Origin of the sequence: Bordetella petrii (assembly GCF_017356245.1) — a bacterium.
Lineage (GTDB): Bacteria > Pseudomonadota > Gammaproteobacteria > Burkholderiales > Burkholderiaceae_B > Bordetella_A > Bordetella_A petrii_D.
This window is the reverse complement of sequence record NZ_JAFMZZ010000001.1, coordinates 239,461-262,903: the sequence shown is the minus strand read 5'-3', so window position 1 is coordinate 262,903 and position 23,443 is coordinate 239,461. Positions and strand designations below refer to the sequence as shown.

Annotated in this window: 21 protein-coding genes and 1 pseudogene; 13 read left to right on the top strand and 9 right to left on the bottom strand. The window is 69.0% G+C overall.

All coding sequences use genetic code 11. The features are described 5' to 3' along the window. Nucleotides 1-1,782 (top strand): ABC transporter ATP-binding protein, encoded by a 1,782-nt coding sequence (locus J2P76_RS01290; protein WP_207403953.1) that lies wholly within the window; start codon nucleotides 1-3, stop codon nucleotides 1,780-1,782. Nucleotides 1,783-1,936: 154 nt separating this feature from the next. Here J2P76_RS01290 and J2P76_RS01285 read toward each other — a convergent pair whose 3' ends face one another. Beyond that, the gene (locus J2P76_RS01285) at nucleotides 1,937-2,560 is read right to left on the bottom strand and encodes a TetR/AcrR family transcriptional regulator (RefSeq protein WP_207403952.1); all 624 of its coding nucleotides are present in this window, start codon (nucleotides 2,558-2,560) and stop codon (nucleotides 1,937-1,939) included. Nucleotides 2,561-2,635: 75 nt separating this feature from the next. Here J2P76_RS01285 and J2P76_RS01280 point away from each other — a divergent pair, with 75 nt between their 5' ends. Then, on the top strand, nucleotides 2,636-3,844 hold the full coding sequence (locus J2P76_RS01280) for an ABA4-like family protein (RefSeq protein ID WP_207403951.1): 1,209 nt from the start codon (nucleotides 2,636-2,638) through the stop codon (nucleotides 3,842-3,844). On the opposite strand, the gene J2P76_RS01275 is transcribed toward J2P76_RS01280, so the two are convergent. The 7 genes from J2P76_RS01275 to J2P76_RS01245 all read right to left on the bottom strand — a co-directional run bounded on the left by J2P76_RS01275 (nucleotide 3,841) and on the right by J2P76_RS01245 (nucleotide 9,238). Further along, nucleotides 3,841-4,863: an OmpA/MotB family protein gene (locus J2P76_RS01275; protein ID WP_207403949.1), complete on the bottom strand. Its 1,023-nt coding sequence runs from the start codon at nucleotides 4,861-4,863 to the stop codon at nucleotides 3,841-3,843. The genes J2P76_RS01280 and J2P76_RS01275 overlap by 4 nt on opposite strands. Continuing rightward, a complete protein-coding gene (locus J2P76_RS01270) occupies nucleotides 4,860-5,765 on the bottom strand; it encodes a motility protein A (RefSeq protein WP_207403948.1) in 906 nt (301 codons plus the stop codon). The genes J2P76_RS01275 and J2P76_RS01270 overlap by 4 nt, the downstream gene beginning before the upstream one ends. Nucleotides 5,766-6,030: 265 nt before the next feature. Next, nucleotides 6,031-6,441: a DUF4168 domain-containing protein gene (locus J2P76_RS01265; protein WP_207403947.1), complete on the bottom strand. Its 411-nt coding sequence runs from the start codon at nucleotides 6,439-6,441 to the stop codon at nucleotides 6,031-6,033. Between the two features lie 131 nt (nucleotides 6,442-6,572). Next, on the bottom strand, nucleotides 6,573-7,850 hold the full coding sequence (locus J2P76_RS01260) for an RNA polymerase sigma factor (RefSeq protein ID WP_207403946.1): 1,278 nt from the start codon (nucleotides 7,848-7,850) through the stop codon (nucleotides 6,573-6,575). After that, the gene (locus J2P76_RS01255) at nucleotides 7,847-8,257 is read right to left on the bottom strand and encodes a VOC family protein (protein WP_207403945.1); all 411 of its coding nucleotides are present in this window, start codon (nucleotides 8,255-8,257) and stop codon (nucleotides 7,847-7,849) included. Before J2P76_RS01255 ends, J2P76_RS01260 begins: the two co-directional genes overlap by 4 nt. Before the next feature lie 106 nt (nucleotides 8,258-8,363). Beyond that, nucleotides 8,364-8,753, bottom strand: a complete 390-nt coding sequence (locus J2P76_RS01250; protein WP_207403944.1) for a YciI family protein — start codon at nucleotides 8,751-8,753, stop codon at nucleotides 8,364-8,366. A gap of 131 nt (nucleotides 8,754-8,884) precedes the next feature. Continuing rightward, nucleotides 8,885-9,238 carry a YciI family protein gene (locus J2P76_RS01245; protein ID WP_207403943.1) on the bottom strand — a complete coding sequence of 118 codons (354 nt, stop codon included), beginning with the start codon at nucleotides 9,236-9,238 and terminating at the stop codon, nucleotides 8,885-8,887. 128 nt (nucleotides 9,239-9,366) lie between these two features. Here J2P76_RS01245 and J2P76_RS01240 point away from each other — a divergent pair. The 9 genes and pseudogenes from J2P76_RS01240 to J2P76_RS01200 form a co-directional block, all read left to right on the top strand. Beyond that, nucleotides 9,367-10,182: pseudogene (locus J2P76_RS01240) on the top strand (NYN domain-containing protein); the annotation flags it as partial. Between the two features lie 153 nt (nucleotides 10,183-10,335). Beyond that, on the top strand, nucleotides 10,336-10,782 hold the full coding sequence (locus J2P76_RS01235; RefSeq protein WP_207403941.1) for a GNAT family N-acetyltransferase: 447 nt from the start codon (nucleotides 10,336-10,338) through the stop codon (nucleotides 10,780-10,782). A gap of 36 nt (nucleotides 10,783-10,818) precedes the next feature. Next, the gene (locus J2P76_RS01230) at nucleotides 10,819-11,673 is read left to right on the top strand and encodes a ZIP family metal transporter (protein WP_207403940.1); all 855 of its coding nucleotides are present in this window, start codon (nucleotides 10,819-10,821) and stop codon (nucleotides 11,671-11,673) included. 30 nt (nucleotides 11,674-11,703) lie between these two features. Further along, entirely contained in the window at nucleotides 11,704-13,416 is a 1,713-nt protein-coding gene (locus tag J2P76_RS01225; RefSeq protein ID WP_207403938.1) for a sulfate permease, read from the top strand. A 99-nt stretch (nucleotides 13,417-13,515) separates the two neighbouring features. After that, complete coding sequence (locus tag J2P76_RS01220) at nucleotides 13,516-15,057, top strand: ABC transporter substrate-binding protein (protein ID WP_207403936.1); 1,542 nt, start codon at nucleotides 13,516-13,518, stop codon at nucleotides 15,055-15,057. 57 nt (nucleotides 15,058-15,114) lie between these two features. Next, entirely contained in the window at nucleotides 15,115-16,032 is a 918-nt protein-coding gene (locus J2P76_RS01215) for an ABC transporter permease (protein WP_207403935.1), read from the top strand. 4 nt (nucleotides 16,033-16,036) lie between these two features. Continuing rightward, entirely contained in the window at nucleotides 16,037-16,975 is a 939-nt protein-coding gene (locus J2P76_RS01210) for an ABC transporter permease (protein ID WP_347565278.1), read from the top strand. Between the two features lie 26 nt (nucleotides 16,976-17,001). Then, complete coding sequence (locus J2P76_RS01205; protein WP_242697259.1) at nucleotides 17,002-18,906, top strand: dipeptide ABC transporter ATP-binding protein; 1,905 nt, start codon at nucleotides 17,002-17,004, stop codon at nucleotides 18,904-18,906. Continuing rightward, nucleotides 18,903-20,273, top strand: a complete 1,371-nt coding sequence (locus J2P76_RS01200; RefSeq protein ID WP_207403934.1) for a lyase family protein — start codon at nucleotides 18,903-18,905, stop codon at nucleotides 20,271-20,273. Before J2P76_RS01205 ends, J2P76_RS01200 begins: the two co-directional genes overlap by 4 nt. Here J2P76_RS01200 and J2P76_RS01195 read toward each other — a convergent pair. Next, nucleotides 20,252-21,211, bottom strand: coding sequence for a LysR family transcriptional regulator (locus J2P76_RS01195; RefSeq protein WP_207403933.1), 960 nt, complete (start codon nucleotides 21,209-21,211; stop codon nucleotides 20,252-20,254). The two genes, J2P76_RS01200 and J2P76_RS01195, sit on opposite strands and share 22 nt — an antisense overlap. Nucleotides 21,212-21,364: 153 nt before the next feature. On the opposite strand from J2P76_RS01195, the gene J2P76_RS01190 reads away from it, so the two are divergent. Both J2P76_RS01190 and J2P76_RS01185 read left to right on the top strand, forming a co-directional pair. Then, complete coding sequence (locus J2P76_RS01190; protein ID WP_207403932.1) at nucleotides 21,365-22,273, top strand: hypothetical protein; 909 nt, start codon at nucleotides 21,365-21,367, stop codon at nucleotides 22,271-22,273. A 101-nt stretch (nucleotides 22,274-22,374) separates the two neighbouring features. Beyond that, the gene (locus tag J2P76_RS01185; protein ID WP_207403931.1) at nucleotides 22,375-23,421 is read left to right on the top strand and encodes a porin; all 1,047 of its coding nucleotides are present in this window, start codon (nucleotides 22,375-22,377) and stop codon (nucleotides 23,419-23,421) included. The last annotated feature ends 22 nt before the right edge of the window (nucleotides 23,422-23,443 follow it).

The following is a 23,443-nucleotide window of genomic DNA, read 5'->3' as shown; positions in this document are numbered from 1 at the left end:
ATGCGCATTCTGTGGGCCTACCTGCGCCCGCATGGCCGGCTGGCCGTGCTGGCGCTGCTGCTGGCCGGCGCCAGCCAGGTGCTGGCGCTGATCGACCCGATCATTTTCGGCAAGATCATCGACGAATACGCCATCAACCGCGCCGGCAAGACCGACGACGAGCTGGTGTCCGGCGTGCTGGGCCTGCTGGCGCTGGCGGTGCTGATAGCCGTGCTGTCGCGGCTGGCCAAGGCGCTGCAGGAATACGTGACGCGCCTGGTGGTGCAGAAGTTCGGCACGCAGCTGTTCAACGACGGCCTGCGCCAGGCGCTGCGCCTGAAGTTCCAGGAATTCGAAGACCTGCGCAGCGGCGAAACCCTGTCGCTGCTGCAGAAGGTGCGCAGCGACAGCGAGCGCTTCATCAATTCGTTCATCAACACGGTGTTCGCCGCCGCGGTGGGCATGGGCTTTCTGGTCTGGTATGCGGTAACGCGGCACTGGCTGCTGGTGCCGGTGTTCTTGATCGGGGTGCTGGTGCTGGGCGGCCTGACCGGCCTGCTGAGCCGCGAGATCAAGAGCCAGCAGCGTTCGATTGTGCGCGAAACCAACCGCAGTTCGGGCTTTATTGCCGAATCGCTGCGCAATATCGAGCTGATCAAGAGCCTGGGGCTGACGTTTCCCGAGATCCGCCGGCTGCAGGCGCAGACGGTGCGCATCTTCGAGCTGGAAATGCAGAAGGTCAAGCGCATTCGCCTGTTGTCGTTTCTGCAGGGCGTGACGCTCAGCATGCTGAAGCTGGCGATTCTGTTCGCGCTGCTGTGGCTGATTTTCCGCGACGTGCTGAGCACCGGCGAGCTGATCGCCATGCAGTTCATCTCGGTGGCGATTTTCGCGCCGCTGCAGGAGCTGGGCAACATCATCCTGGCCTACCGCGAGGCCGATGCCTCGCTGTCGAGCTTCGAGGCGCTGATGAAAAAGCCGATCGACCGGCGCCCCGAAACGCCGCAAGACAGCGGCCCCATCACGCACGTGCGCTTTGCCGGCGTAGTGTTCCGCCACAAGGGGGCGGCCGACAATGCGCTGGACGGCGTATCGTTTTCGGCGGGGCTGGGCGACACCGTCGCTTTCGTGGGGCCGTCGGGCTCGGGCAAGTCGACGCTGGTGAAGCTGCTGCTGGGCCTGTATACGCCGGCGGTCGGCGAGGTGTTCTACAACGATATTTCCACCAAGGTGCTGCGCTACAACCGCGCGCGCCGGCAGGTGGGGCTGGTGACGCAAGAGCCCTACCTGTTTGCCGGCACCTTGCGCGACAACATCCGGCTGGTGAAGTCCGACGCCACCGATGACGAGATCGTGGCCGCCATGCAGCAGGCGGCCTGCGGCTATCTGCTGCAGAAATCGCCCGAAGGCCTGGACACGCACATCGGCGAAATGGGCCTGAAGCTGTCGGGCGGCGAGAAGCAGCGCCTGTCGATCGCGCGCGCCCTGATACGCCGGCCCCGACTGCTGATTTTCGACGAGGCGACTTCGGCGCTGGATTCGCTGACCGAAGAACAGATTTCGGACACGGTGCGGCGCATCTCGGCCAGCCGCACGCAGATCACCATTCTGATCGCGCACCGCCTGTCGACCATCATGCACGCCGACACCATCTTCGTGCTGGAAAAAGGGCGCATCGTCGAACGCGGCACGCATGCCGAACTGCTGGCGCGCACCGGGCTGTACTACGCCATGTGGCGGCAGCAGATCGGCGAACGGCCCGGCGCGGCGGACCATGGCGCGGTTGCCGGGCCGGGTGCGTGATTCTTTGCAGGGCTGCCGGGTTGCTGGCGGGCCCGCCCAGGATGAAAACGGGTGCTGCTGAATCGGGGACGCGGCGGATCCGGCTCCGCCGGTCCGCCTGCGTCGCCCCCCTTGAGGGGGGAAGCGCGCAGCGCTTCGGGGGGTGGGCTATATCTCAAGGCCAGCCGTGTTCCAGGATGCGCCGCAGGGTATCTTGCATGCCATGCGGGTCGGCCGGCTGGCCGGGCTGGTCGAATTTGCCGTCCAGCGCCAAGTGGGCGAAGCCGTGCACGGTGGACCAGGCGGCCAGCAGCAGGGCGTGGGTTCGCGTGTCCAGTGGCTGCCCGGCCGGAAAGCCGGTGTAGGCGCGGATGGCCTGTTCCAGTTCGGCGAAGGCGGCCTGGCCGGCCGCCAGCAGGCGCGCGTCGTCGGTCAGGCGGTCTTTGCGGAACATCAGCTGGAAGCGCGCCGGATAGGCCAGCGCGAAGCGCACATACCCCATGCCCTGCGCGCGCAGCCGCGCCGCGGGATCGCTGCCGCCGGACTGCGCGCCTTCGCGCAGGTACTGCGTCAAGGCCTCGAAGCCCAGGATCGCCACTTCGGTCAGCAGGCCGGCGGCGCTGCCGAAATGATGCAGCGGCGCGGCCGGGGAAACATCGACGCGGCGGGCCGCTTCGCGCAGGGTGAAGCCTTCCAGGCCGCGCTCGGCCAGGATGGCTTCGGTGGCCTGGACCAGGGCGTCGCGCAGGGCGCCATGGTGATAGGCGGCATGGGCGGGGGCGGTTTTTTGTCTGGGCATGGCGAAGCGGATCTTTACACTGTTCAAAAGCAATGCTACCTTATCTAAACATTGTTTAGATTGAGGTGGGCAATCATGTTCGAAACACTATTCAGCGCGGGCGGAGCGCTGGCCTTGCCCGCCTGGGCGGCCCTGACGGTATCGCCCTGGCTGGGCCGCTGGCGCTCCGCGGTCTGGGCGCTGACGGGCCGGGGCATTCCGCTGGCGCTGGCGGCGGCTTATGTGGGGCTGGTGCTGGCCTACTGGCCGGTGCCGGGCGGCGGCTACGGCTCGCTGGGGGCCGTGCAGGCGCTGTTCGGCCACCCCGGCATGCTGACGGCCGGCTGGTTCCACTTTCTGGCGTTCGACTTGTTCGTGGGCACCTGGATCGCGCGCGAGGGCATGCGCCTGGGCCTGCCCAGGCTGCTGCTGGTGCCGTGTTTCGCGCTGACCTTCTGGTTCGGCCCGGCCGGGCTGCTGGCGTTCTTCGGGTTGAGCGCCGCGCCCTGGGGCCTGCGGGCGGCGCGCCTGCTGCTGCAGCGCCAGCGGCCGCTGGCGGTGTTCGGCATGCTGCTGCTGGCGGCGCTGGCGCCGGCCGCCGTGGCCGCCTGGCTGGACCCGCGCACGCTGGCGGGCGTGGATGTGTGGGCCAAGCCCATGAAGTTCATGGCGGCCATCGGCCTGTTCGCGCTGACCCTGGCCTGGCTGATCGGCGAACTGCCGCCGGCGCGGCGCCATACCCGGCTGATGCGGGCCACGGTGTGGACGGCGCTGGCGACCGGCGGGTTCGAGGCGTTTTACATCACGTGGCAGGGCGCGCTGGGGCAGGCTTCGCACTTCAACACCGATACGCCGTTCCATGCCGCGATGTTCATGCTGATGGGCATTGCCGCGCTGCTGTTCACCGGCACGGCGCTGCCGGTGGCGCACCAGCTCTGGCGCCACGCCGGTGCGATGGCGCCGGCCTACCGGCTGGGCGCGATCGCGGGCCTGGTGCTGACTTTCGTGGCGGGCGCCGGGGTGGGGGTGGCCATCAGCGCGCACGGCGGGCCGCTGGTGGGCGGCGTGGCGGGGCAGGGCTTGCCGGTGGTGGGCTGGTCGGCCGCCGGGGGCGACCTGCGGGTGGCGCATTTCCTGGGGGTGCATGCGCAGCAGATGCTGCCGGCGGCCGGCTACCTGCTGGCGCGCACCGGCTGGCGTGCCGCGGTGCCGGCAATGGCGTCGGGCACTGTGGCCTACGCCGGGCTGGTGGTGCTGGCCCTGGCGCAGGCGTACGCGGGCCTGCCGCTGCTGGCGCTGTACTAGGCCTGGGGGCCGCGGCCGGCAGGCTCGGCATCGGTGCCGGCTTGAGGCGCCGCGGCGGGGGCCGGGGCGATGCGTCCCGGCGTGATTTCCATGATGAGCTCCACCCGGCGGTTGGCGGCGCGGCCGGCCGGCGTGTCGTTCGAGGCAATCGGGTGCGTGTCGGCATAGCCGACGGCGCGCAGCCTGGCCGGGTCTACGCCGTCGCGCACCAGTTCGCGCAGCACGCTGGCGGCGCGGCCGGCCGACAATTCCCAGTTCGACGGGAACTGGCGGGTCTGGATCGGCACGGGGTCGCTGTGTCCTTCCACCGACACGGGGTAGCCCTGGCTGCGGTTGATCACCGTGGCCATGCGCGCGATCAGGCCCAGGCCGGTGGGGCTGAGCATGGCCTGGCCCGACGGGAACAGCAGTTCGTTGCTGATGCGGAAGCTGATGGATTTCTCGTTGACGATGACATCCACGCCGTCGCCCAGGTCGTCCAGGCCCAGTTCGGCGATCGACGGCGGCGCGGGCTCGGGAGCGGGCGGTTCGTCTTCGGCGGCACTGCCGGACGTTGGCTGCAGGCTGGCCGCCGGTGCGGCGGGGCCGTCGGCGGCGGGCGCCCGCGCGCTGTCCGGGGCGGGCAGGGCCGCCGCCGGCGCCGCCAGGCCGGGCATGTCCGGCATCGGCAGCAGGGCGGCCAGTTCGGCCTTGGCGGCGGCCCATCCGGTGGACGGCGCGCCGGGCTGCGCAATGGACCCGACCAGTTCCACCGGCAGGTCGGCCGCCTGCGAGGCGCGGGGCATGTTGGCCACGCCCAGCAGCACCACCAGCATGGCCAGCAGCAGGGTGATCAGGTCCAGATAGGTAAGCAGCCAGCTTTCGGATTCGGGCTCGACGGTGGGCTCGACATGCCAGCGCGCGAAGCGGCCGCCGGCGTGCAGGGCCTGGCGTGCGGCCGGCGCCGCGGCGCGCGGCCCGGGCTGGCGCTGCTGCTGGTGCTGCCTGCGCAGGGCGTCGATGCGGTCGGCCAGGCTCATGGGCGCGCGGCGGCCGTGCGGGCCAGCGATGCCGCCGGAGCGGCCTTGCCGCCCTTGGCGGCGCCGGCCGGCCCGGCCGCGGCTTTCGCCTTGGCGGGCTTGGCCGGTTTGGCCGGCTTGGCGGCGGGGCCGCCATCGTAGACTTCGTCCTCGAAATGCATCATGAACGAGTTGAGCGTCTCGCGCACCACGGCCGGTCCGCGCCGCGCGCACATCATCGAGATGCCCTGCAGCACCATGTTCATCAGCATCAGGCGCTGTTCGGTACGGCGTTCCAGCTTGACCGCGATGGGCTTGCACACCAGGTTGGCCAGCAGGATGCCGTAGAACGTGGTCATCAGCGCCACCGCGAGCTGCTGGCCGATCACCACCATGTCGCCGCTGCCCAGCACCGTCATCAGGTTGATCAGGCCTACCAGGGTGCCCAGCATGCCGAAGGCCGGCGCGAAGCCGGCCATGATGCGGAACATCTGCGCCTCGGCGTGCTCGCGGGCGCGCAGGCGGGCGATGCGCCATTGCAGCAGTTCGATGATCTGGTCTTCGGGCGTGTGGTCGATGACCAGCTGCACGCCGGTGCGCAGGAACGGGTTCGCCACTTTGTGCAGCGCCTGTTCGACCTTGTGCACGTCGTCGTTCATCCACAGCTGCGCCATGGCGACCAGTTCATCGATGTCGCGGCGCGAGTCAAGCTGCTCGCTGCGGAACACCGTGCGCACCAGGGCGAACACGCGCACCACTTCGCGCAGCGGATAGCTGATGAACAGGGCCGCGCAGGTGCCGCCCAGCACGACCACCAGCCCCGGCAGGTTGATGTACAGGGCCAGGTCCGTGGCGGAAAATGCCAGCGCGGTCGCCAGCGTGGCGACCGCGACCACGATGCCGATGAGGGTGGATGGATTCATGGAGTGAGCCTTGCGCGTGGATCCGTGCGGAATGGGCTCATTCTAGAAAGCCGGCGGCCGGCTCAATCGGCGGAGAACGGGACGAAAAAGGGCGGTTTGCGGGGTCTGGAAGGTGTTACAGCGCGGGCGGCGGATGTGCGGGCAGGCGTCTGGCTCTCAGGGGGCCGGACACTGTACGACTGAGGGGGCTATGGCGTATGGCGGTGTCAGGCACCTGGCGGAGCCTGACACCTGGCAAGTTCTCCAGGCCCCCGGCCGGAGGGGCTTACTGCTTCGGGGCGCCGCCCGAGGGGGTGTTTTTCTGGACGATGGCGATGACGCGCTGGCGCAGCTGCGGGTCTTGGTCGACCGCCTGGCCGATGCCATTGAATTCGTCCACGGTCAGCCCGTCGGCATTGACCATGCGCACCATTTTTTCGTCGGCTTCGCGGTAAACCTGTTCGCGCGCGGCGTCGTCTTTGGCGGCCTGCAGCTTGGGCCGGTATTCGTCGGCCACCATGGCCACTTTTTGCGAAGCGCTGGCGAACTTCTGCAGCTGCGCCTCGGAAGGCTGGATGGCCGGCTGTGCCTGGGCCGGGGGCTGCGCGGCCGGGGCGGCCTGCGCCAGCGCCGCAACAGGCGACAGGCTGGCGGCCAGCAGGGCGGCGGCAAAGAAAGCATGGGTCGAACGCGGCATGTGGCCTCCTTGAATCGAATGGACTGCGTACACCACATGATGACAAGCCGGGCCGGCGCGCTTCAAGTTCTGCAATGTTTGCGCATGTGTCGGCGCCGGGGGCGCCGGGTTACGGAGCGTTTCAAGGGGGATCAGGAATTCAGTGCGCGGGCCCGCGCCAGCAGCAGATCGCGTTCGCGCGCGTTGCGCGCCATGCCGGCGGCGCGCAGGAATTCGGCGCTGGCTTCGTCGCGGCGGCCCAGCCGCGCCAGAAGATCGCCGCGCACGCTGGGCAGCAGGTGGTAGCCGGCCAGCGCCGGCTCGGCCGCCAGCGCGTCGGCCAGCGCCAGGCCCGCTTGCGGGCCGTAGGCCATGCCCACGGCCACCGCGCGGTTCAATTCCACGACCGGCGACGGCGCCACCTGGGCCAGGGCGTCGTACAGCGCCACGATGCGCGGCCAGTCGGTGTCGGCGGGACGCGCCGCGCGTGCGTGGCAGGCGGCCAGGGCGGCCTGCAAGGCGTACGGGCCCAGGGCGGCGGCGTGCTGTTCGGCACGCTGCAGCGCTGCCAGCCCGCGGCGGATCAGCAGGGGATCCCAGCGGGCGCGGTCCTGGTCCATCAGCAGCACCGGCCGGCCCTCGCTGTCGACGCGGGCCGCCAGGCGCGAGGCCTGGATTTCCAGCAGGGCCACCAGGCCGTGCACTTCGCTTTCGGCGGGCGCCAGGCCGGCCAGGATGCGGCCCAGGCGCAGGGCTTCGTCGCACAGCGCCGGCCGCGTCCAGTCGTCGCCGGCCGTGGCGGCATAGCCTTCGTTGAAAATCAGGTACACCACTTCCAGCACCGACGCCAGGCGCGCCGCCAGCTCGTCGCCGCGCGGCACTTCGAATGGCACGCGGGCTTCGCGCAGGGTGCGCTTGGCGCGCACGATGCGCTGGGCAATGGTGGACTCGGACACCAGGAACGCGCGCGCGATCTCGTCGGTGCGCAGCCCGCCCAGCAGGCGCAGCGTCAGCGCCACGCGGGCCTCGGTGGAAAGCACCGGGTGGCAGGCGGTGAATACCAGGCGCAGCAGGTCGTCGCCGATCTCGTCCTGGCGCGCCGCGTCCAGGGCATCGACGAAGTCGGGCTCGACGTGCGCCTGCAGCGCGTCCATTTCGTGGCCCAGCTGCTCGTGCTTGCGGGCGTGCAGGGAATCTTGCCGCAGCCGGTCCAGCGCGCGATTCTTGGCGGCCGTCATCAGCCAGGCCCCGGGGTTGTCGGGGATGCCGTCGCCAGGCCAGCGTTCCAGGGCCGTGACCAGCGCATCCTGCGCCAGCTCTTCGGCCAGGCCCACGTCGCGCACCAGGCGCGCCACGCCGGCGATGACCCGGGCCGACTCGATGCGCCAGACGGCCTCGATGGCCTGGTGGACGGCATCGCGCGAACTCATTGCTGCAGGATCTCGGCGTTGGGATCCATGTACATCAGTTCCCAGATGTGGCCGTCGGGGTCTTCGAACGCGTGCCCGTACATGAAGCCGTAATCTTGCGGCTCGCGCGGCACTGATCCGCCGGCGGCCACGGCGCGGGCGACCAGGTCATCGACTTCGGCGCGGCTTTCGCACGACAGGCAGACCAGCACTTCGGTGCTTTGCTTCGGGTCGCACAGCGGCTTGTTGACGAAGGTCTTGAAGTAGTCGCGGGTCAGCAGCATGGCATACAGGTTTTCGCCCAGCACCAGGCAGGCGGCGTTCTGGTCGGTGAAGCGCTTGTCGAAATCCAGCCCCAATTGCCGGAAGAACGTCATGGATCTGGGCAGGTCGGCAACGGCCAGGTTCACGAAGATTTGCTTGTGCATGATGATGGCTCTTTAGGTGGGAGGGTTTGAGGGCAGGTGTCTGGCTTCGGCAGATACCGTCATGAGCGTTGATCGGGTCACGCAACGGTGTCTGACACCTGCGGAGTCAGACACCTGGGGTTCCTGCGGCCTGGCGCAGGTCGTCGATTTCGTACAGCGGCCGCACCTCGATCTCGGCCGCGACGCCGGGCCCCATCGGGGCCGGAAAGCGGCGCGTCCATTCCAGGGCTTCCTGGCGCGAGCGCGCCTGGATGACGGTGTAGCCGGCCACCAGCTCTTTGCTTTCGGCGAAAGGCCCGTCGACCACGCTGCGCCGGCCATCGGCGTAGCGGATGCGCCAGCCGGCCGAACTGGGTTGCAGCCCGGCCGCGTCGAGCAGCGCGCCGGCCTGCGCCAGGGCCTCGTGGTAGGCGGCCATCTCGGCGAACAAGGCGTCGTCGGGCAGGCGGCCTGCTTCTGTGTCGGCGTTGGCTTTGACAATGATCATGAATCGCATGGCGGTATCTCCTGTCGGGCGCCGCGCCTGATTCGGCGGCTGTCATGGGCACGACGAGGGGCGCCCGGCCGGATCGACAGGAAAATCGTCGAATCAGGGAAAACCCCTATAAATAGGCGGCGATGCGGCGGTCAGGCGAAGCAGGGGCCCAGTTCGCGTATTTCGACCGTGCACCATTGCGCGGCCGGGCATTCGGCCGCGATCGCCACCGCTTCTTCGCGGGTGGCGCAGTTCAGCAGGAAAAAGCCGCCGATCATTTCCCTGGCTTTGGCGTACGGGCCGTCGAGCAGGCGCTGCCGCCCGTCGCGCACTTGCAGTTTCACGCCCTCGGCTTCCGACTTGAGCGATTGGGCGTCCTGCAGCAGGCCGCGGGCCTTCAGGCCGTCGGCGTAGCGCACCATGCTTTCGTAGGCGGCGCGGCCGGCTTCGGGCGTGCGCTGGGCCCGCTGGCCGATGGGTTCGACGATAAGCAGCATGTAGGGCATGGAGGCTCCGCGGGGGAACGGCGGGTGGCGGGATGGGTTCGCCGAGTTTATCCGGGCCGCCCGCGGCTTTGGAAGGCCCGGTTTGGTATTCAGGTGTATCGTCAGCCTGTTGCCCAACGGAGACCCCCATGACCGCCACCCAGGAAAGCATCAGCATGGCGCTTTTCTGCGACTTTGAAAACGTCGCATTGGGCGTGCGCGACGCCAACTACCAGAAATTCGACATCAAGCCTGTACTGGAACGCCTGCTGCTCAAGGGCAGCATCGTGGTCAAGAAAGCTTATTGCGACTGGGAGCGTTATCGCGAATTCAAAGCCACCATGCACGAGGCGAATTTCGAGCTGATCGAGATTCCGCATGTGCGGCAATCGGGCAAGAACTCCGCCGACATCCGGCTGGTGGTCGACGCGCTGGACCTCTGCTATACCAAGCTGCACGTCGACACCTTCGTGATCATCAGCGGCGATTCCGATTTTTCGCCGCTGGTGTCCAAGCTGCGCGAGAACGCCAAGCAGGTGATCGGGGTAGGGGTGAAGCGCTCGACGTCCGACCTGCTTATCGCCAACTGCGACGAGTTCATCTTCTACGACGACCTGGTGCGCGAACGCCCGCGCGCCGAACCCAGGGCCGGCGCGGCGCGCGAGCCGGGCGGCGCGGCCCGCCGCACAAGCGACGACGACGCCCAGCGCAAGGCCGAGCTCGAGGCGCGCCGCGCCCAGGGCATCGGGATCGCGGTCGAGACCTTCGACGACCTGGTGTCCGAACGCGGCGACAGCGGCAAGATCTGGGCCTCGGTGCTGAAAGAGGCCATCAAGCGCAGGAAGCCCGATTTCAACGAGTCGTACTACGGCTTCCGCGCCTTCGGCAACCTGCTCGAAGAGGCCCAGGCGCGTGGCCTGCTGGCATTCGGGCGCGACGAGAAGTCGGGCGCCTATGTTTACCGCGAGGCGCCGCCCGAGCCTGCCTCCGCCACGCGCAGTGGCGGCCGCGCCACCCGCAAGACGGCCGCGCGCAAGACGGCATCCAAGCGAGCATCCAAGACGGCCGCATCGCAGTAGACTGGCGTTGTTCCGATCCTGCCATTTGCTGTTTCTTTTATGTTGACGCTGCGCCCCGCACTCGAGTCCGACCTGCCTTACTTGCTGGCGCTGCGGCGCCAGACCATGGATGAGCACCTGGCCAGCAGCGGCTTGCCCGCCGACGACGCCACGCACCTGGCGCGCATCCGCTATCACTGGGAAGATGCGCACATCGTGCTGTTCGACGGCGCGCCGGCCGGCCTGTTGAAATCGTATCGCGGGCCGGCGGCCTGGCATGTGGTGCAAGTGCAGGTCGCGCCGCAATACCAGGGGCGGGGCCTGGGCGCGCGCCTGCTGCGCGAGGTGCTGGCGCAGGCCGATGCGGCGGGCCTGCCCGCGCAGCTCGACGTGCTCAAGACCAACCCCGCCCGCCGGCTGTACGAACGGCTGGGCTTTCGCATCGTGGCCGATACCGGGGCCGAATTCCATATGGAACGCCCCGCCGGCGGCAGCGCCGGCCAGTAAACTGCTGCTTATCCGAGCTATCGACCCGGCATCGCCATGAATCACACCGACACTGTCACAACGGCCCGCGACTGGCGCACCGCCTGGCGGGCCCAGGCCCAGGCGCGCCCGCTGGTCACCCTGGGCCTGGCGGCGGCCACCCTGGCAGTGCTGTGGCTGCTGGGGTCGGGCCTGTACCAGGGCCTGACCGGTGTCGAGCGCGACTATATCCGCTACGCCTTCGCGGGCGGCATGGCCGGTTTCGCCGCCGGCATGATGCTGGCCGCCAGCGCTTTTTCGCTGATTCTGCCCGGCCTGGACGCCGCGCGCGGGCTGGTGGGCGACGGCCCCATGGCCGCCGCCGTGGTGGTGCTGGGACTGGCGCTGGGCGTGCTGCTGATGCTGGGCCTGGACGCCTTCACGCCGCACGAGCACGACAGCACCGGTCCGTGCGGCCCCGAGGCCGAGCGCATCAGCCGGGTATGGCTGTTCGTGCTGGCCATCACGCTGCACAACCTGCCCGAAGGCATGGCCATTGGCGTGGGCTTCGCCAACGGCGACATGCAGGTCGGCATTCCGCTGACCTCGGCCATCGCCATCCAGGACATTCCCGAAGGCCTGGCCGTGGCGATGGCGCTGCGGGCCACCGGCCTGTCGCCGCTGCGCGCGGCGCTGGTGGCGGTGGCCTCGGGCCTGATGGAGCCGCTGGGGGCCCTGGTGGGGCTGGGCATGTCCAGCGGCCTGGCGCTGGCCTATCCGGTCAGCCTGGGCCTGGCCGCCGGCGCGATGATTTTCGTGGTGTCGCATGAGGTCATTCCGGAAACCCATCGCAACGGCCACCAGACGCCGGCCACGGTCGGCCTGATGGCGGGCTTTGCGGTAATGATGTTCCTGGATACGGCACTGGGATAAGGCTTTCCTTCCTTTTTCGCGAGGTCGATCGTGATTGCGCTGCTCGAGGCCCAGCGGGCCGGGCTGTTCCAACGCCGGCACTGGCTGCCCAACATCGTGTCCGGGGTCATTGTGGGGGTGGTGGCGCTGCCGCTGGCCATGGCGTTCGCCATCGCGTCGGGGGTCAAGCCCGAACAGGGCCTGTACACGTCGATCGTGGCGGGGCTGCTGGTGGCGATGTTCGGCGGCAGCCGGCTGCAGATCGCCGGGCCCACCGGCGCGTTCATCGTCATCCTGGCCGGGGTCGTGGCCGAGCACGGCGTGGCCGGGCTGCAGATCGCCACGCTGATGGCGGGCCTGATCCTGGTGCTGCTGGGCGTGGCGCGCATGGGCGCGGTCATCAAGTTCATTCCCGCGCCGGTGATCGTGGGCTTTACCGCGGGCATCGGCGTGATTATCTGGGTGGGGCAGTGGAAAGACTTCTTCGGCCTGCCCGGCGTAACCGCCAGCCATTTCCACGAGAAGCTCTGGCAGCTGCTGCAGGCCCTGCCGCACTTGCATGCGGCCACCACGGGCCTGGCCGTGCTCAGCCTGGCGCTGTTGATCGGGACCGCGCGCGTGCCCTACCTGAGGCGGGTGCCCGGGCCGCTGGTGGCCCTGGTCGTGGCCACGGCGCTGCAGGCGCTGTTCCATTTCGACGGCGTGGCCACCATCGGCTCGGCCTTCGGCGGCGTGCCGCAGGGCCTGCCCAGCTGGCAGTGGCCCGATGTGACGCTGTCGCGCGTTATCGAGCTGATCGGGCCGGCTTTCGCCATTGCCATGCTGGGGGCGATTGAATCGCTGCTGTCGGCCGTGGTGGCCGACGGCATGGCGGGCACGCGCCATCAGTCCAACCAGGAACTGATCGGCCAGGGTATCGCCAATATCGCCGCGCCGCTGTTCGGCGGCATTGCCGCCACGGGGGCGATCGCCCGCACCGCCACCAATATCCGCAATGGCGGCACCAGCCCGCTGGCGGGCATAGTGCACGCGGCGACCCTGCTGGCCATCGTGGTGCTGCTGGCGCCGCTGGCCGAAAACGTGCCGCTGGCGGTGCTGGCGGCGATTCTGTTCATGGTGGCGTGGAACATGAGCGACGTGCGGCATTTTGCCAAGATGCTGCGCCGCGCGCCGCGCGCCGACGTGGTGATCCTGCTGGTGACCTTTCTGCTGACGGTGTTCGCCGACCTGGTGGTGGCGGTGAACATCGGCGTGATCCTGGCGACGCTGCATTTCCTGCGCCGCATGGCGTCCAGCGTGGGCGTGCAGCCGATCGACGGCGACGAACTGCGCCACGAACTGGCCGCCAGCGGCATCGCCGGGCTGCCCGACGACGTGCTGGTGTACACCGTGGACGGCCCCTTGTTCTTCGCCGCGGTCGAGAATTTCGAGCACGCGCTGGCCAGCACCCGCACCGATCCGCGCGTGCTGGTCATCCGCCTGCGCCGGGTGCCGTTCATGGACGTGACCGGGCTGCAGATGCTGGAAGACGTCATCGGGCGCCTGCACCGGCGCGGCGTGCGCGTGCTGCTGGCCGAGGCCAATGCGCGGGTGCGCGGCAAGCTGCACAAGGCCGGCATCGCCGACCTGGTGGGCGCGGATGCGATGTTCGACACGCTGGGGCAGGCGCTGGCCGCCTGCGGCGCCGTGCGCGCCACGGCGGATGCCGGCAACGCAGGGGCGCCTCTCGCGGATGACCTGGACGGCAGGGCGCCGGCGTCCTGATCATTCGAATAATTCGATGTTTTTTGCGGGTAATTCGAAGTTACGCAGCTAATCGCCACGGTAGCATGCCTGGAAATCTCATAATTCCAAGGAGAAGACATGCTATTGCGACACTGCCGGCGCTGGGCCGGCGTTCTGGCGCTGGCCTGCGCGGCGGCCACCACGCAGGCCTGGGCCGGACGCGACGACGACACGCTGGTGGTGGCTTTCCAGCGCGAAGTGGTGAACCTGGACTACCTGTACACCACGTCGCAGGAACACGTGATCCTGTCGGACCTGACCGACGACCGCCTGTTCGACGTCGACACCAAGACCAACGAGATCTCGCCCATGCTGGCGACCTCGTACAAGTACGTGGACGACACCACCATCGACGTGACGCTGCGCGAGGGCGTGCATTTTCATAGCGGCGCGCCGTTCTCGGCCGACGATGTGGTCTACACCTACAACTGGGTGCTGTCGCCCGACAGCGGCACGCGCGCCTCGGGCACGGTGGGCCGCTGGCTCAAGAGCGTGGAAAAGCTCGGCCCCTACCAGGTGCGTTTCCACCTGAAGGCGGTGTATCCGCTGGCGCTGCGCGACATGGCGCGGCGCATCCCGATCCGCCGCAACGGCGCCTACCAGGTCGACGGCAAGGACGACCGCGGCGCGCAGGCCCTGCACCCCGACGGGCTGGGCCCATACCGCGTCGAGTCGTTCCAGCCGGGCCAGAAGGCGGTGCTGGCGCGGTTCGACGGCTACTATGCCGGCAGCCCCAAGGGGCGGGCCGCCATCGGCCGCATCGTGGCGCGCACCATTCCCGACTGGGGCACGCAGCAGGCCGAGCTGATGAGCGGCGGAGTGGACTGGGCCTATGACATGCCGCTGGACGTGGCGCAAAGCATGGCGGCCACCGGACGCGCGGTGGGCAAGGCCGGGCCGAGCCTGCGGGTCAGCTTCGTGGTGCTGGACGCTTCCGGCGTGACCGGCCCCAATCCGCTGACCGACGTAAAGGTGCGGCGCGCGCTGAACTACGCGGTGAACCGCGACGCCATCGCCAAGTTCCTGATCGGCGGCGTGGCCGAGCCGCTGTACACGGCCTGCCATCCGACGCAGTTCGGCTGCTCGCAGGACGTACCGCGCTATCCGTACGACGTGGCCAAGGCCAAGGCCCTGCTGGCCGAGGCGCACTACAAGCAGGAGCAGCCGCTGGAGCTATGGGCCTACCGCGACCGCGCCGTGGCCGAGGCCGTGGCGGCCGATCTGTCGGCCGCCGGGGTGAACGTCAAGCTGCGCTATGGCCAGCTGGCTTCGCTGGACCGCGCCCGGGCCGCGGGCAAGATCCGCGCGTATATCGGTTCGTGGGCCAATGGCGGCACCGCCGACACGGCCATGATCGCGCGCATCCATTTCGGCGACACCGACCGCAACCTGTCGCGCAACCCCCAGGTCATGCAGCTGGTGACCGACGCCGAGCGCACTAACGACAGCGCGCGCCGCGCCGGCCTGTACCACCAGGCGCTGCAGATCATTGCCGACCAGGCCTACTGGATTCCGCTGTACACGTACTCGGTCAACTACCTGATGTCGCCGGATCTGGAGTTTCCCATTCCGCCCGACGGCCTGCCGCGCCTGTACGAGGCGCGCTGGAAGCAGCCCTAGCCGGCGTCGCGCGCCGCGTTCGCGGCGCGCCTTTTTCCTGATCAACGGAGACCACCCATGTTGCGCTTTGCGCTAAGACGCCTGGGCCTGGCGGTGCTGGTGGCGCTGACTGTGTCCTTTGCCACCTTCGTGCTGCTGAACGTGGCCACCGACCCGGCCCAGGCCATCGCGGGCGAGAACGCCGAGCCCGAGCTGGTCGAGCAGATCCGCCACGAGTACGGCTTCGACCGGCCGTTCATGGAACGCTACGGCAATTGGCTGTCGCATGCCGTGCGCGGCGATTTCGGCAAGAGCTACTACTGGCACGACTCGGTCAGCCAACTGGTGGCCAAACATGCGCCGCCCACCATCCGCCTGGCGTTGATGGCGGTGGTGATCACGGTGCTGCTGGCCATTCCGCTGGGGGTGGCGGCGGCGCTGCGGCCCAATTCGGCGCTGGATCGCTTTTCGCTGGGCGTAGCCGTGTCGGCGCAGGCGATTCCCAATTTCTGGCTGGGCCTGGTGCTGGTGATCCTGTTCAGCGTGATGATCCCGGTGTTCCCGGTGTCGGGCGACGGCACCTGGCTGCACTATGTGCTGCCGGCCCTTGTGCTGGGCACCAGCTCGGTGCCCGCGGTGATGCGGCTGACCCGCGCCGGCCTGATCGAGGTAATGGGTTCCGACTATGTGCGCACCGCGCGCGCCAAGGGCTATCGCGGCGTGTCGCTGCTGCTGCGGCATGCCATGCGCAACGCCATGCTGCCCATTGTGAGCGTGCTGGCGGTGCAGCTGGGCCAGAAGTTCGGCGGCTCGGTGATCGTGGAGTCGATCTTCGCCATCAACGGCCTGGGCCGCCTGACCTTGCAGTCCATCCTGGGCAGCGACATTCCGACCGTGCAGATGCTGATCTTCATTTTTGCGCTGGTCTTCATCGTGATGAATTTCCTGGCGGACGTGCTCAATGCGCTGCTCGATCCGCGAATCCGTATGGGGTAGGCGCGTGAACCAACAAAAAACCTTGATGGCGGGCATCGCGCCGGCGGCCGCGCAAGATGCGGCCGACGCGGCGCAAGACCTGGATGCCCAGCGCCGGCAGGCGTTCTGGCGGCGCGTGCGCAGCCACCGCGGCCTGCAGGCCGGCGCGCTGATCGTGCTGGCGCTGCTGGCGGTGGCCGTGTTCGCGCCCTGGCTGGCGCCGCACGATCCCTACGCGCAATCGCTGGCGCACCGCCTGGTGCCGCCGGTATGGGCGCCGGGCGGTTCGTGGGATTACGTGTTCGGCACCGACCAGGTAGGGCGCGACTACCTCAGCCGGCTGATCTACGGCACCCGCATTTCGCTGATCGTGGGCTTCGGCGGGGCCAGCGTGGGCTGTCTGATCGGCGTGGCGCTGGGCATCTGCGCCGGGTATTTCGGCGGGCGCGTCGATTCGCTGGTGAGCTTTCTGCTGACGTGCCAGCTGGCGCTGCCGGGGCTGCTGCTGGCCATGGCGCTGGTGTTCATCATCGGCCCGTCGCTGTGGGTGGTGATCGGCATTATCGGCGGCCTGCACTGGACATACTACCTGGTGGTCACACGCACCAGCACGCTGCGCCTGCGGCAGCTCGATTTCGTGGCGGCGGCCAAGGCGGTGGGCAGTAACCGGCGCCAGATCCTGTTCCATGAAATCCTGCCCAACCTGCTCAACCAGATCATTGTGGTGTTCACCTTCGAGGTCGGCATCGCCGTGCTGGCCGAGGCGGCGCTGTCGTTCCTGGGTGTGGGCATCCAGCCGCCCACGCCGTCGTGGGGGCTGATGATCGCCGAAGGCAAGATGGCCATCTTCCACCGGCCGTGGCTGGTGGTGCTGCCCGGCATCGCGCTGTTCCTGCTGGTGATCGGCGCCAACCTGCTGGGCGACGGCCTGCGCGATGTCACTTCGCCGGACAAGCGCGGCTAGCGGACCGCCATTCACGGAAGAAAAACATGTCTACCAATTTATTGCAGATCGACGGACTGGACGTCACCCTGCCCACGCCGGGCGGGCCCCTGCACGCGGTGCGCGGCATGAGCCTGGCGCTGGCGCGCGGCGAGGCCCTGGGCATCGTCGGCGAATCGGGCTCGGGCAAGTCGATGACGGCGCTGGCGCTGATGCGCCTGCTGCCGCCCGGCGCCAGCCTGCGCGCCCGCGCCATGCGCTACCAGGGCGAAGACCTGGCGGCGCTGCCCGACGCGCGGTTCGCCGCCACCGTGGCGGGGCGCCGCATCGCGATGATCTTCCAGGAACCGATGACCTCGCTGAATCCGGTCTACACGATAGAGCGGCAGATGACCGAGCTGATGATACGCGACGGGGCCGGCGCGGCGCAGGCGCGCGAGCGGGCGCTGTACCTGCTGGACCGGGTCAAGGTGCCCGATCCGGCGCAGCGCCTGCGCAGCTACCCGCATCAGCTGTCGGGTGGCCAGCGCCAGCGCGTGATGATCGCCATGGCCTTGATGACCGAGCCGCAGCTGCTGATCGCCGACGAGCCGACCACCGCGCTGGACGTGACGGTACAGGCGCAGATACTGGATCTGCTGGCCGAGCTGCGCCAGGAGTTCGGCATGGCCATGATCCTGATCACTCACGACCTGGCGGTGGTGGCCAACGCGGTGGACCGCGTGATGGTGATGTACGGCGGCCAGCCGCTGGAACTGGGCGCCACGCGCACCGTGCTGAGCGATCCGCGCCACCCGTATACGCGCGGGCTGCTGGGCTGCGCGCCGGGCACCGGGCGGCGCGGCGCGCGCCTGAACGCCATTCCGGGCATCGTGCCTTCGCTGATCGGGCCGCAGCCGGGCTGCGTCTTCGCGCCGCGCTGCGCCAGCGCCACGGCGCAGTGCCGGGCCGGCGATATCGCGGCCACGCCGCGCGAAGCGGATGGCTGGTTCCGCTGCCTGCATCCGAGGGGGGAAGAGGCCGGGCGGTGTCTGACATCCTGCGGGAGTCAGGCACCTGAAACGCCTGCGGTTATCTCCGACAGGAGTCTGACTCCCGCAGGGTGTCAGACACCGACTTCCGGCGCCGAGGCCCCCGCCGAACACCCCGGCGCCGAGTGCGTGCTGGTGGCCCGCGGCATCGTGCGCACGTTTACGCAGCGCAAGGGTCTGTTCGCGCAACCCTACACCGTGCGCGCGGTCGACGATGCCTCGCTGACGGTGCGGCGCGGCGAGACGCTGGCGGTGGTGGGCGAGTCCGGTTCGGGCAAGAGCACGCTGGCGCGCATCCTGCTGGGCCTGGACGAACCCGACCAGGGGCGCATCATGCTGGGCGGCAAGGCGGTGGGCGCGCTGGCGCCGCCCGAACGCGCCCGGCTGGTGCAGCCGGTGTTCCAGGACCCGTACTCGTCATTGAACCCGCGTCGTTCGGTGGGCGACATCGTGGGCCGGCCGCTGGAGCTGCATGGCGCGGCGCCGGCCGCCGAGCGGCGCGCGCAAGTGGCGCGCATCCTGGAGCGGGTCGGCCTGCCGCGGCGAGTGATCAACAGTTTTCCCGGGCAGTTGTCGGGCGGCCAGCGCCAGCGCGTGGCGATTGCGCGCGCGCTGATCCTGCGGCCGCAATTGCTGCTGTGCGACGAGCCGACCTCGGCGCTGGACGTGTCGGTGCAGGCGCAAATACTCAACCTGCTGCAGGACCTGCAAGAGGAGTTCGGATTGTCCATGTTGTTCATCACCCATGACATCGGCGTGGTGCGCCAGATTGCCGACCGGGTCGTCGTGATGCGCAGCGGCCGCATTGTCGAGGAAGGCCCGGCCGCGGCCGTGCTGGCACGCCCGGCGCACGAATACACGGCTCTGCTGCTGGATTCGGTGCCATCGCTGGAACGCGCTTTTGCGGAGGCCGCAGCATGAGCCGTGCCGCAGCGCTGCCCGCCTCGGTGGCGGAGCTGTTTTCTACCGAGCAGACCTGGCAGACCTGGCTGGACATCGAAGCCGCGCTGGCGCTGTCGCAGGCCAGCCTGGGCCTGATCCCGACGCAGCACGCGCAGCGCATCGCCGCGCACGCCTCGCTGCAGCACCTGGACCTGCCGGCGCTGCGCGCCGACATCCAGCGCACCATGGCGCCCGTGCTGTCGGTGGTGCACGCGCTGGCGCACGCCTGCGGCGACGAGGCCGGCGGCTACGTGCACTGGGGCGGCACCACGCAGAACATCATCCTGGGCGGGCGGGTGCTGCAGATGCGGCGCGTGCACGCGCTGCTGCTGGCCCGCATCGGCAGCGCGCTGGACACGCTGGCCGCCCTGGCCGAGGACAGCGCCGATGCCGTGATGGCCGGGCGCACCAACCGCAAGCACGCGCTGCCCATCACCTTCGGCTTCAAGGTGGCCAGCTGGATCGAAGAGCTGGCGCGTTGTGTCGAGCGGCTGCGCCAGGTCGAGCCGCGCGCTTTTTCGCTGGTGTTCGGCGGGGCGATCGGCGCCATGCACACGTTCGGGCCGGACGGCATGCAACTGGCCGGCGCCATCGCCGGCCGCCTGGGCCTGGCCAGCCCGCTGGTGCATTCGCGCGCCATGCTGGACCCGTTCTGCGAATATGTGCTGGTGCTGTCCCTATTCGCCATGGCCTGCTCGCGCATGGGCAACGAGCTTTACACCCTGATGGCCGACGAGATCGGCGAAGTGGCCGAGGCGCTGCCCGATGGGGTGGTGGGCAGCAGCACGATGCCGCACAAAGACAACCCCAAGCACGTGGTCAGCCTGATCGCGCGGGCAGCCCGGTTGCGGGCGCTGGCCGCGCCGGCGCTCGAGGCCGGCCAGCCCAGCCACGAGGGGGATTCGGCCACCAACCAGCAGCTGTACGGCTTGATCGACGAGGCCTGCCCGCTGGCCTACGACGTGGCTGTGCGCCTGGACGAACTGCTGGCGCTGGTGCGCTTCGACCCGGCGCGCATGCGCGAGAACCTGGCGCGTTCGGCCGACGTGATCGCGTCCGAGCGGCTGATGATGGTGCTGGCGGCGACGCTGGGCCGCCAGCACGCGCACGACCGCGTTCACGCCGCCATCCGCGAGGCGCGCCGCCGCGGCTGCGCGCTGGCCGACGTGCTGAGCGGCCAGCCCGATGTGGCCGCGCACTACACGCGCGAGCAGATCGAGGATGCGCTGGATCCGGCGCGCTATACCGGCAACAGCCGCGACATCGCCCTGCGCGCCGCGGCGCTGGCGCGCGGCCTGGCGGCCGAACTGGCGCCGGCGGCGGCTCAGGCGGCGCCGCTGGCCTGATCGCCGGGCTTGAGCAGGCGGAAGCTGGGCGCCGCCTCGGTGTCTTCGCGGCACAGGCGGCGCACATAGCTGCGCAGGCTGTCGACGAACAGGTCGGCCAGCGGCGGCCGGCCGGAGGTCGGGAAAATGCAGGCGTAGGTCACCCAGCGCTCGGGCGCGATGGGGCGGAACACTACGCTGTCGCCGGGCAGCAGGCGGGCGCAGGTGCGGTCCATGATGGATACGCCGTTGCCGTCGCGCACCAGCTGCTGCACCATCAGCGTGGATGTAGTCTCGATGGCCATGCGCGGCTTGGCGCCGGCGGTGGCGTAGATTTCGTCCAGGCGCCGGCGCCATAGCTGGTGCGGCTGCAGCGACACGATGGGCTGGTCGAGCAGGTCTTCGGCCTGAATCGCGTCGCGCTCGGCCAGCGGGTGGCTGCGCGGCAGCAGGGCCTCGACCCGCACCTGCAGCACGGGCTCGACCTGCAGTTCGACGATGGCGTTGGTAATGGGCAGCGAGATCAGCCCCAGGTTGTAGCGCCGCCGCGCCACCTTGTTCTCGATTTCGAAACGGCCTTCGATGTGGATGCGGCAATCGAAGTCGGGTTCGTGGCGCCGCATGTCGCTGATGGCGGGCGACACCAGGCAGGTGCCCAGCGGCACCGAAGTGACCAGCGTGAATTTTTCGCGGTTCTTGCCGCGGATGTCTTCGGCGATGCGCGGAATCTCGTCCACGCCCATCAGAATCTGCTCGGCTTCCTGGAAGAACAGCTCGCCTTCGGGTGTGAGCAGCAGGCGGCGGCGCGCGCGCGTGAACAGTTTCAGGCGGATCTCGTCTTCCAGCAGGGCGATCAGGCGGCTGGCCGCCGACTGGCTGAGGTGCAGGCGTTCGGCGGCCGAGGCCAGCGAGCCGTGCAGCACGATCAGGCGGAACAGGCGCAGGGATTTCAGGTTCATGGCGCGGGGCGGGTGGCGAACGATGATTTCATTATTTCGAAGATGTCATTGCTTAATTCGAATAATCGGTGTGGTCAACGGCGATAGGATGCCAGAAGACGAACAAGGGTTCCATCGAAAAAAAAGCGGCGCAGTCCGCCACAGGAGACAGAATTGAAGCGATTGTTCATCACGGCCCTGGCCGCGCTGGCCGCTGCCGGCGCCGCGCGCGCCGAGCTGGCCGCGGGCGCGGGCGAGTACGAATTCCGCAATGCCGACACGGGCCAGCCCGTGCAGGTGTACTACTTCAAGCCCGAAAGCTACGGCGCCGACACGCCGGTGGTGGTGCTGCTGCACGGCATCAAGCGCAACGCCCGGGAATACCGCGATGGCTGGATCGACATCGCGCGCCAGCGCAAGCTGATGGTGCTGGCGCCGCTGTTCACCCGCCAAGCCTACCGCGGCGCCAACGGCTACAACCTGGGCAATGTTTTCCATGCGGTGTCGCATGCCGAAGCCACCGGCAAGGTCCGGCCGGCCGAAAGCAACCCGCCGCGGCAATGGAGCTTTGCCGTGCCCGACGCGGTGTTCGCCGATTTCGCGCGGCGCCAGGCCACCGCGCAGGCGGGCTATACGCTGTACGGCCACGGCGCCGGAGCGCAGTTCGCCCACCGCTACGCGCTGTTTCGCCCGCACAGCCAGGCCTGCCGCATCATCGCCGCCAATTCGGGCTGGTACACCTATCCGGACCGCGACGTCGACTGGCCTTACGGCTTGCGCGACGTGCCCGGCGTGAGCGATGCGCAGGTCGATGCTTTTCTGGGCGCGCCCTTGTTGCTGATGCTGGGCGACGATGACGTGCGCCGCAAGGGCGGCGTGATGCGCAAGACCGATGGCGCGCAGGCGCAGGGGCCCGACCGCAAGACGCGCGGCGAGCGCTTCTACGCGCAGGCGCGGCAGCTGGCGCAGCAGCGCGGCCTGGCGTTCGGCTGGCAACTGCAGCACGTGCCCGGCGCGGGGCACAGCAACGACCAGATGGCGGCCGCCGCGGCCGCCCGCGTAACGGGCTGCGCCGCGCGCTAGCCCCGCTTTCATATTCGATTGTCATCGCGGCCCGCCGGGCCGCCGCCGGACCGCGCTCGCGCGCGGCCCGCGACCCAGTTTTTTCAACGGAGGAGCAAACCATGAGAAGAACCGCCAACACCATGCTGGCCCTGGCGCTTGCCGCGGCCGGGCTGGCCGGCGCGGCGCAGGCCGAAAGCAGCGTCACCCTGTACGGCCTGGTCGACCTGGGCTACATGAACGACCACGACGACGCCAAGGGCACGTCGCAGGGCATCGACAGCGGCAACGAATCCGGGTCGCGCTGGGGCATCAAGGGCGAAGAAGACCTGGGCGACGGCCTGAAGGCCGTCTTCCAGCTGGAAAGCGGCTTCAACGCCGATAACGGCACGTCCGCGCAGTCGGGCCGGCTGTTCGGCCGCTGGGCGTATGTGGGCCTGCAAAGCGCCACGCTGGGCGAAGTCCGGCTGGGACGCCAGTGGGTGCTGGGCCGCGAATGGGGCGGCGTGGCCACGCCGTTCTCGATCGCCTGGTCGCGCTCGGGGCTGAGCACCACCTTCGGCTATAACGACGGTGATTTCGGCTCCAGCGGCATCGCCGACAACATGGTGATGTGGCGGTCGCCCAAGATGCACGGCTTCGAGGCCGCGCTGGGCTACAGCTTCGCGGTGGACGGCGACCAGGAGTTCGGCAACAGCAACAATGACCGCATGCTGACCGCCGGAGTGCGCTACGGGAAAGGGCCGCTGCGTCTGGCCTTGACTTACGAGCACTTGTACGTGGACCAGCGCCGGGTCAGCGGCCGCGCCAATCCCGCCGGCGACACCAGCAACTGGCAATTGGGCGGCTCGTACGATTTCGAGGTGGTGCGCGTGTACGCCGGGGCGGGGCGCATCAGCGATGCCAACAAGGGCCCGGCCAAGGACGTGGAGAAGGACTACGCCTGGACGGCCGGCGTGCGCGTGCCGGTGGGGCCGGGCGCGCTGCTGGCGTCATGGCAGCAGACCACCGATTCGAAGATCAAGGCCTATGCGATCGGCTACCAGTACGGTTTGTCCAAGCGCACCGACTTGTACGCCTTCTACAACCACAGCGATACGCGCGACCTGGACAGCGGCGAAGACAACAGCCGGCGCCAGATCAGCGTGGGCATCCGGCACCGCTTCTAGCGCGATGCCGGAGGCGGGCGCG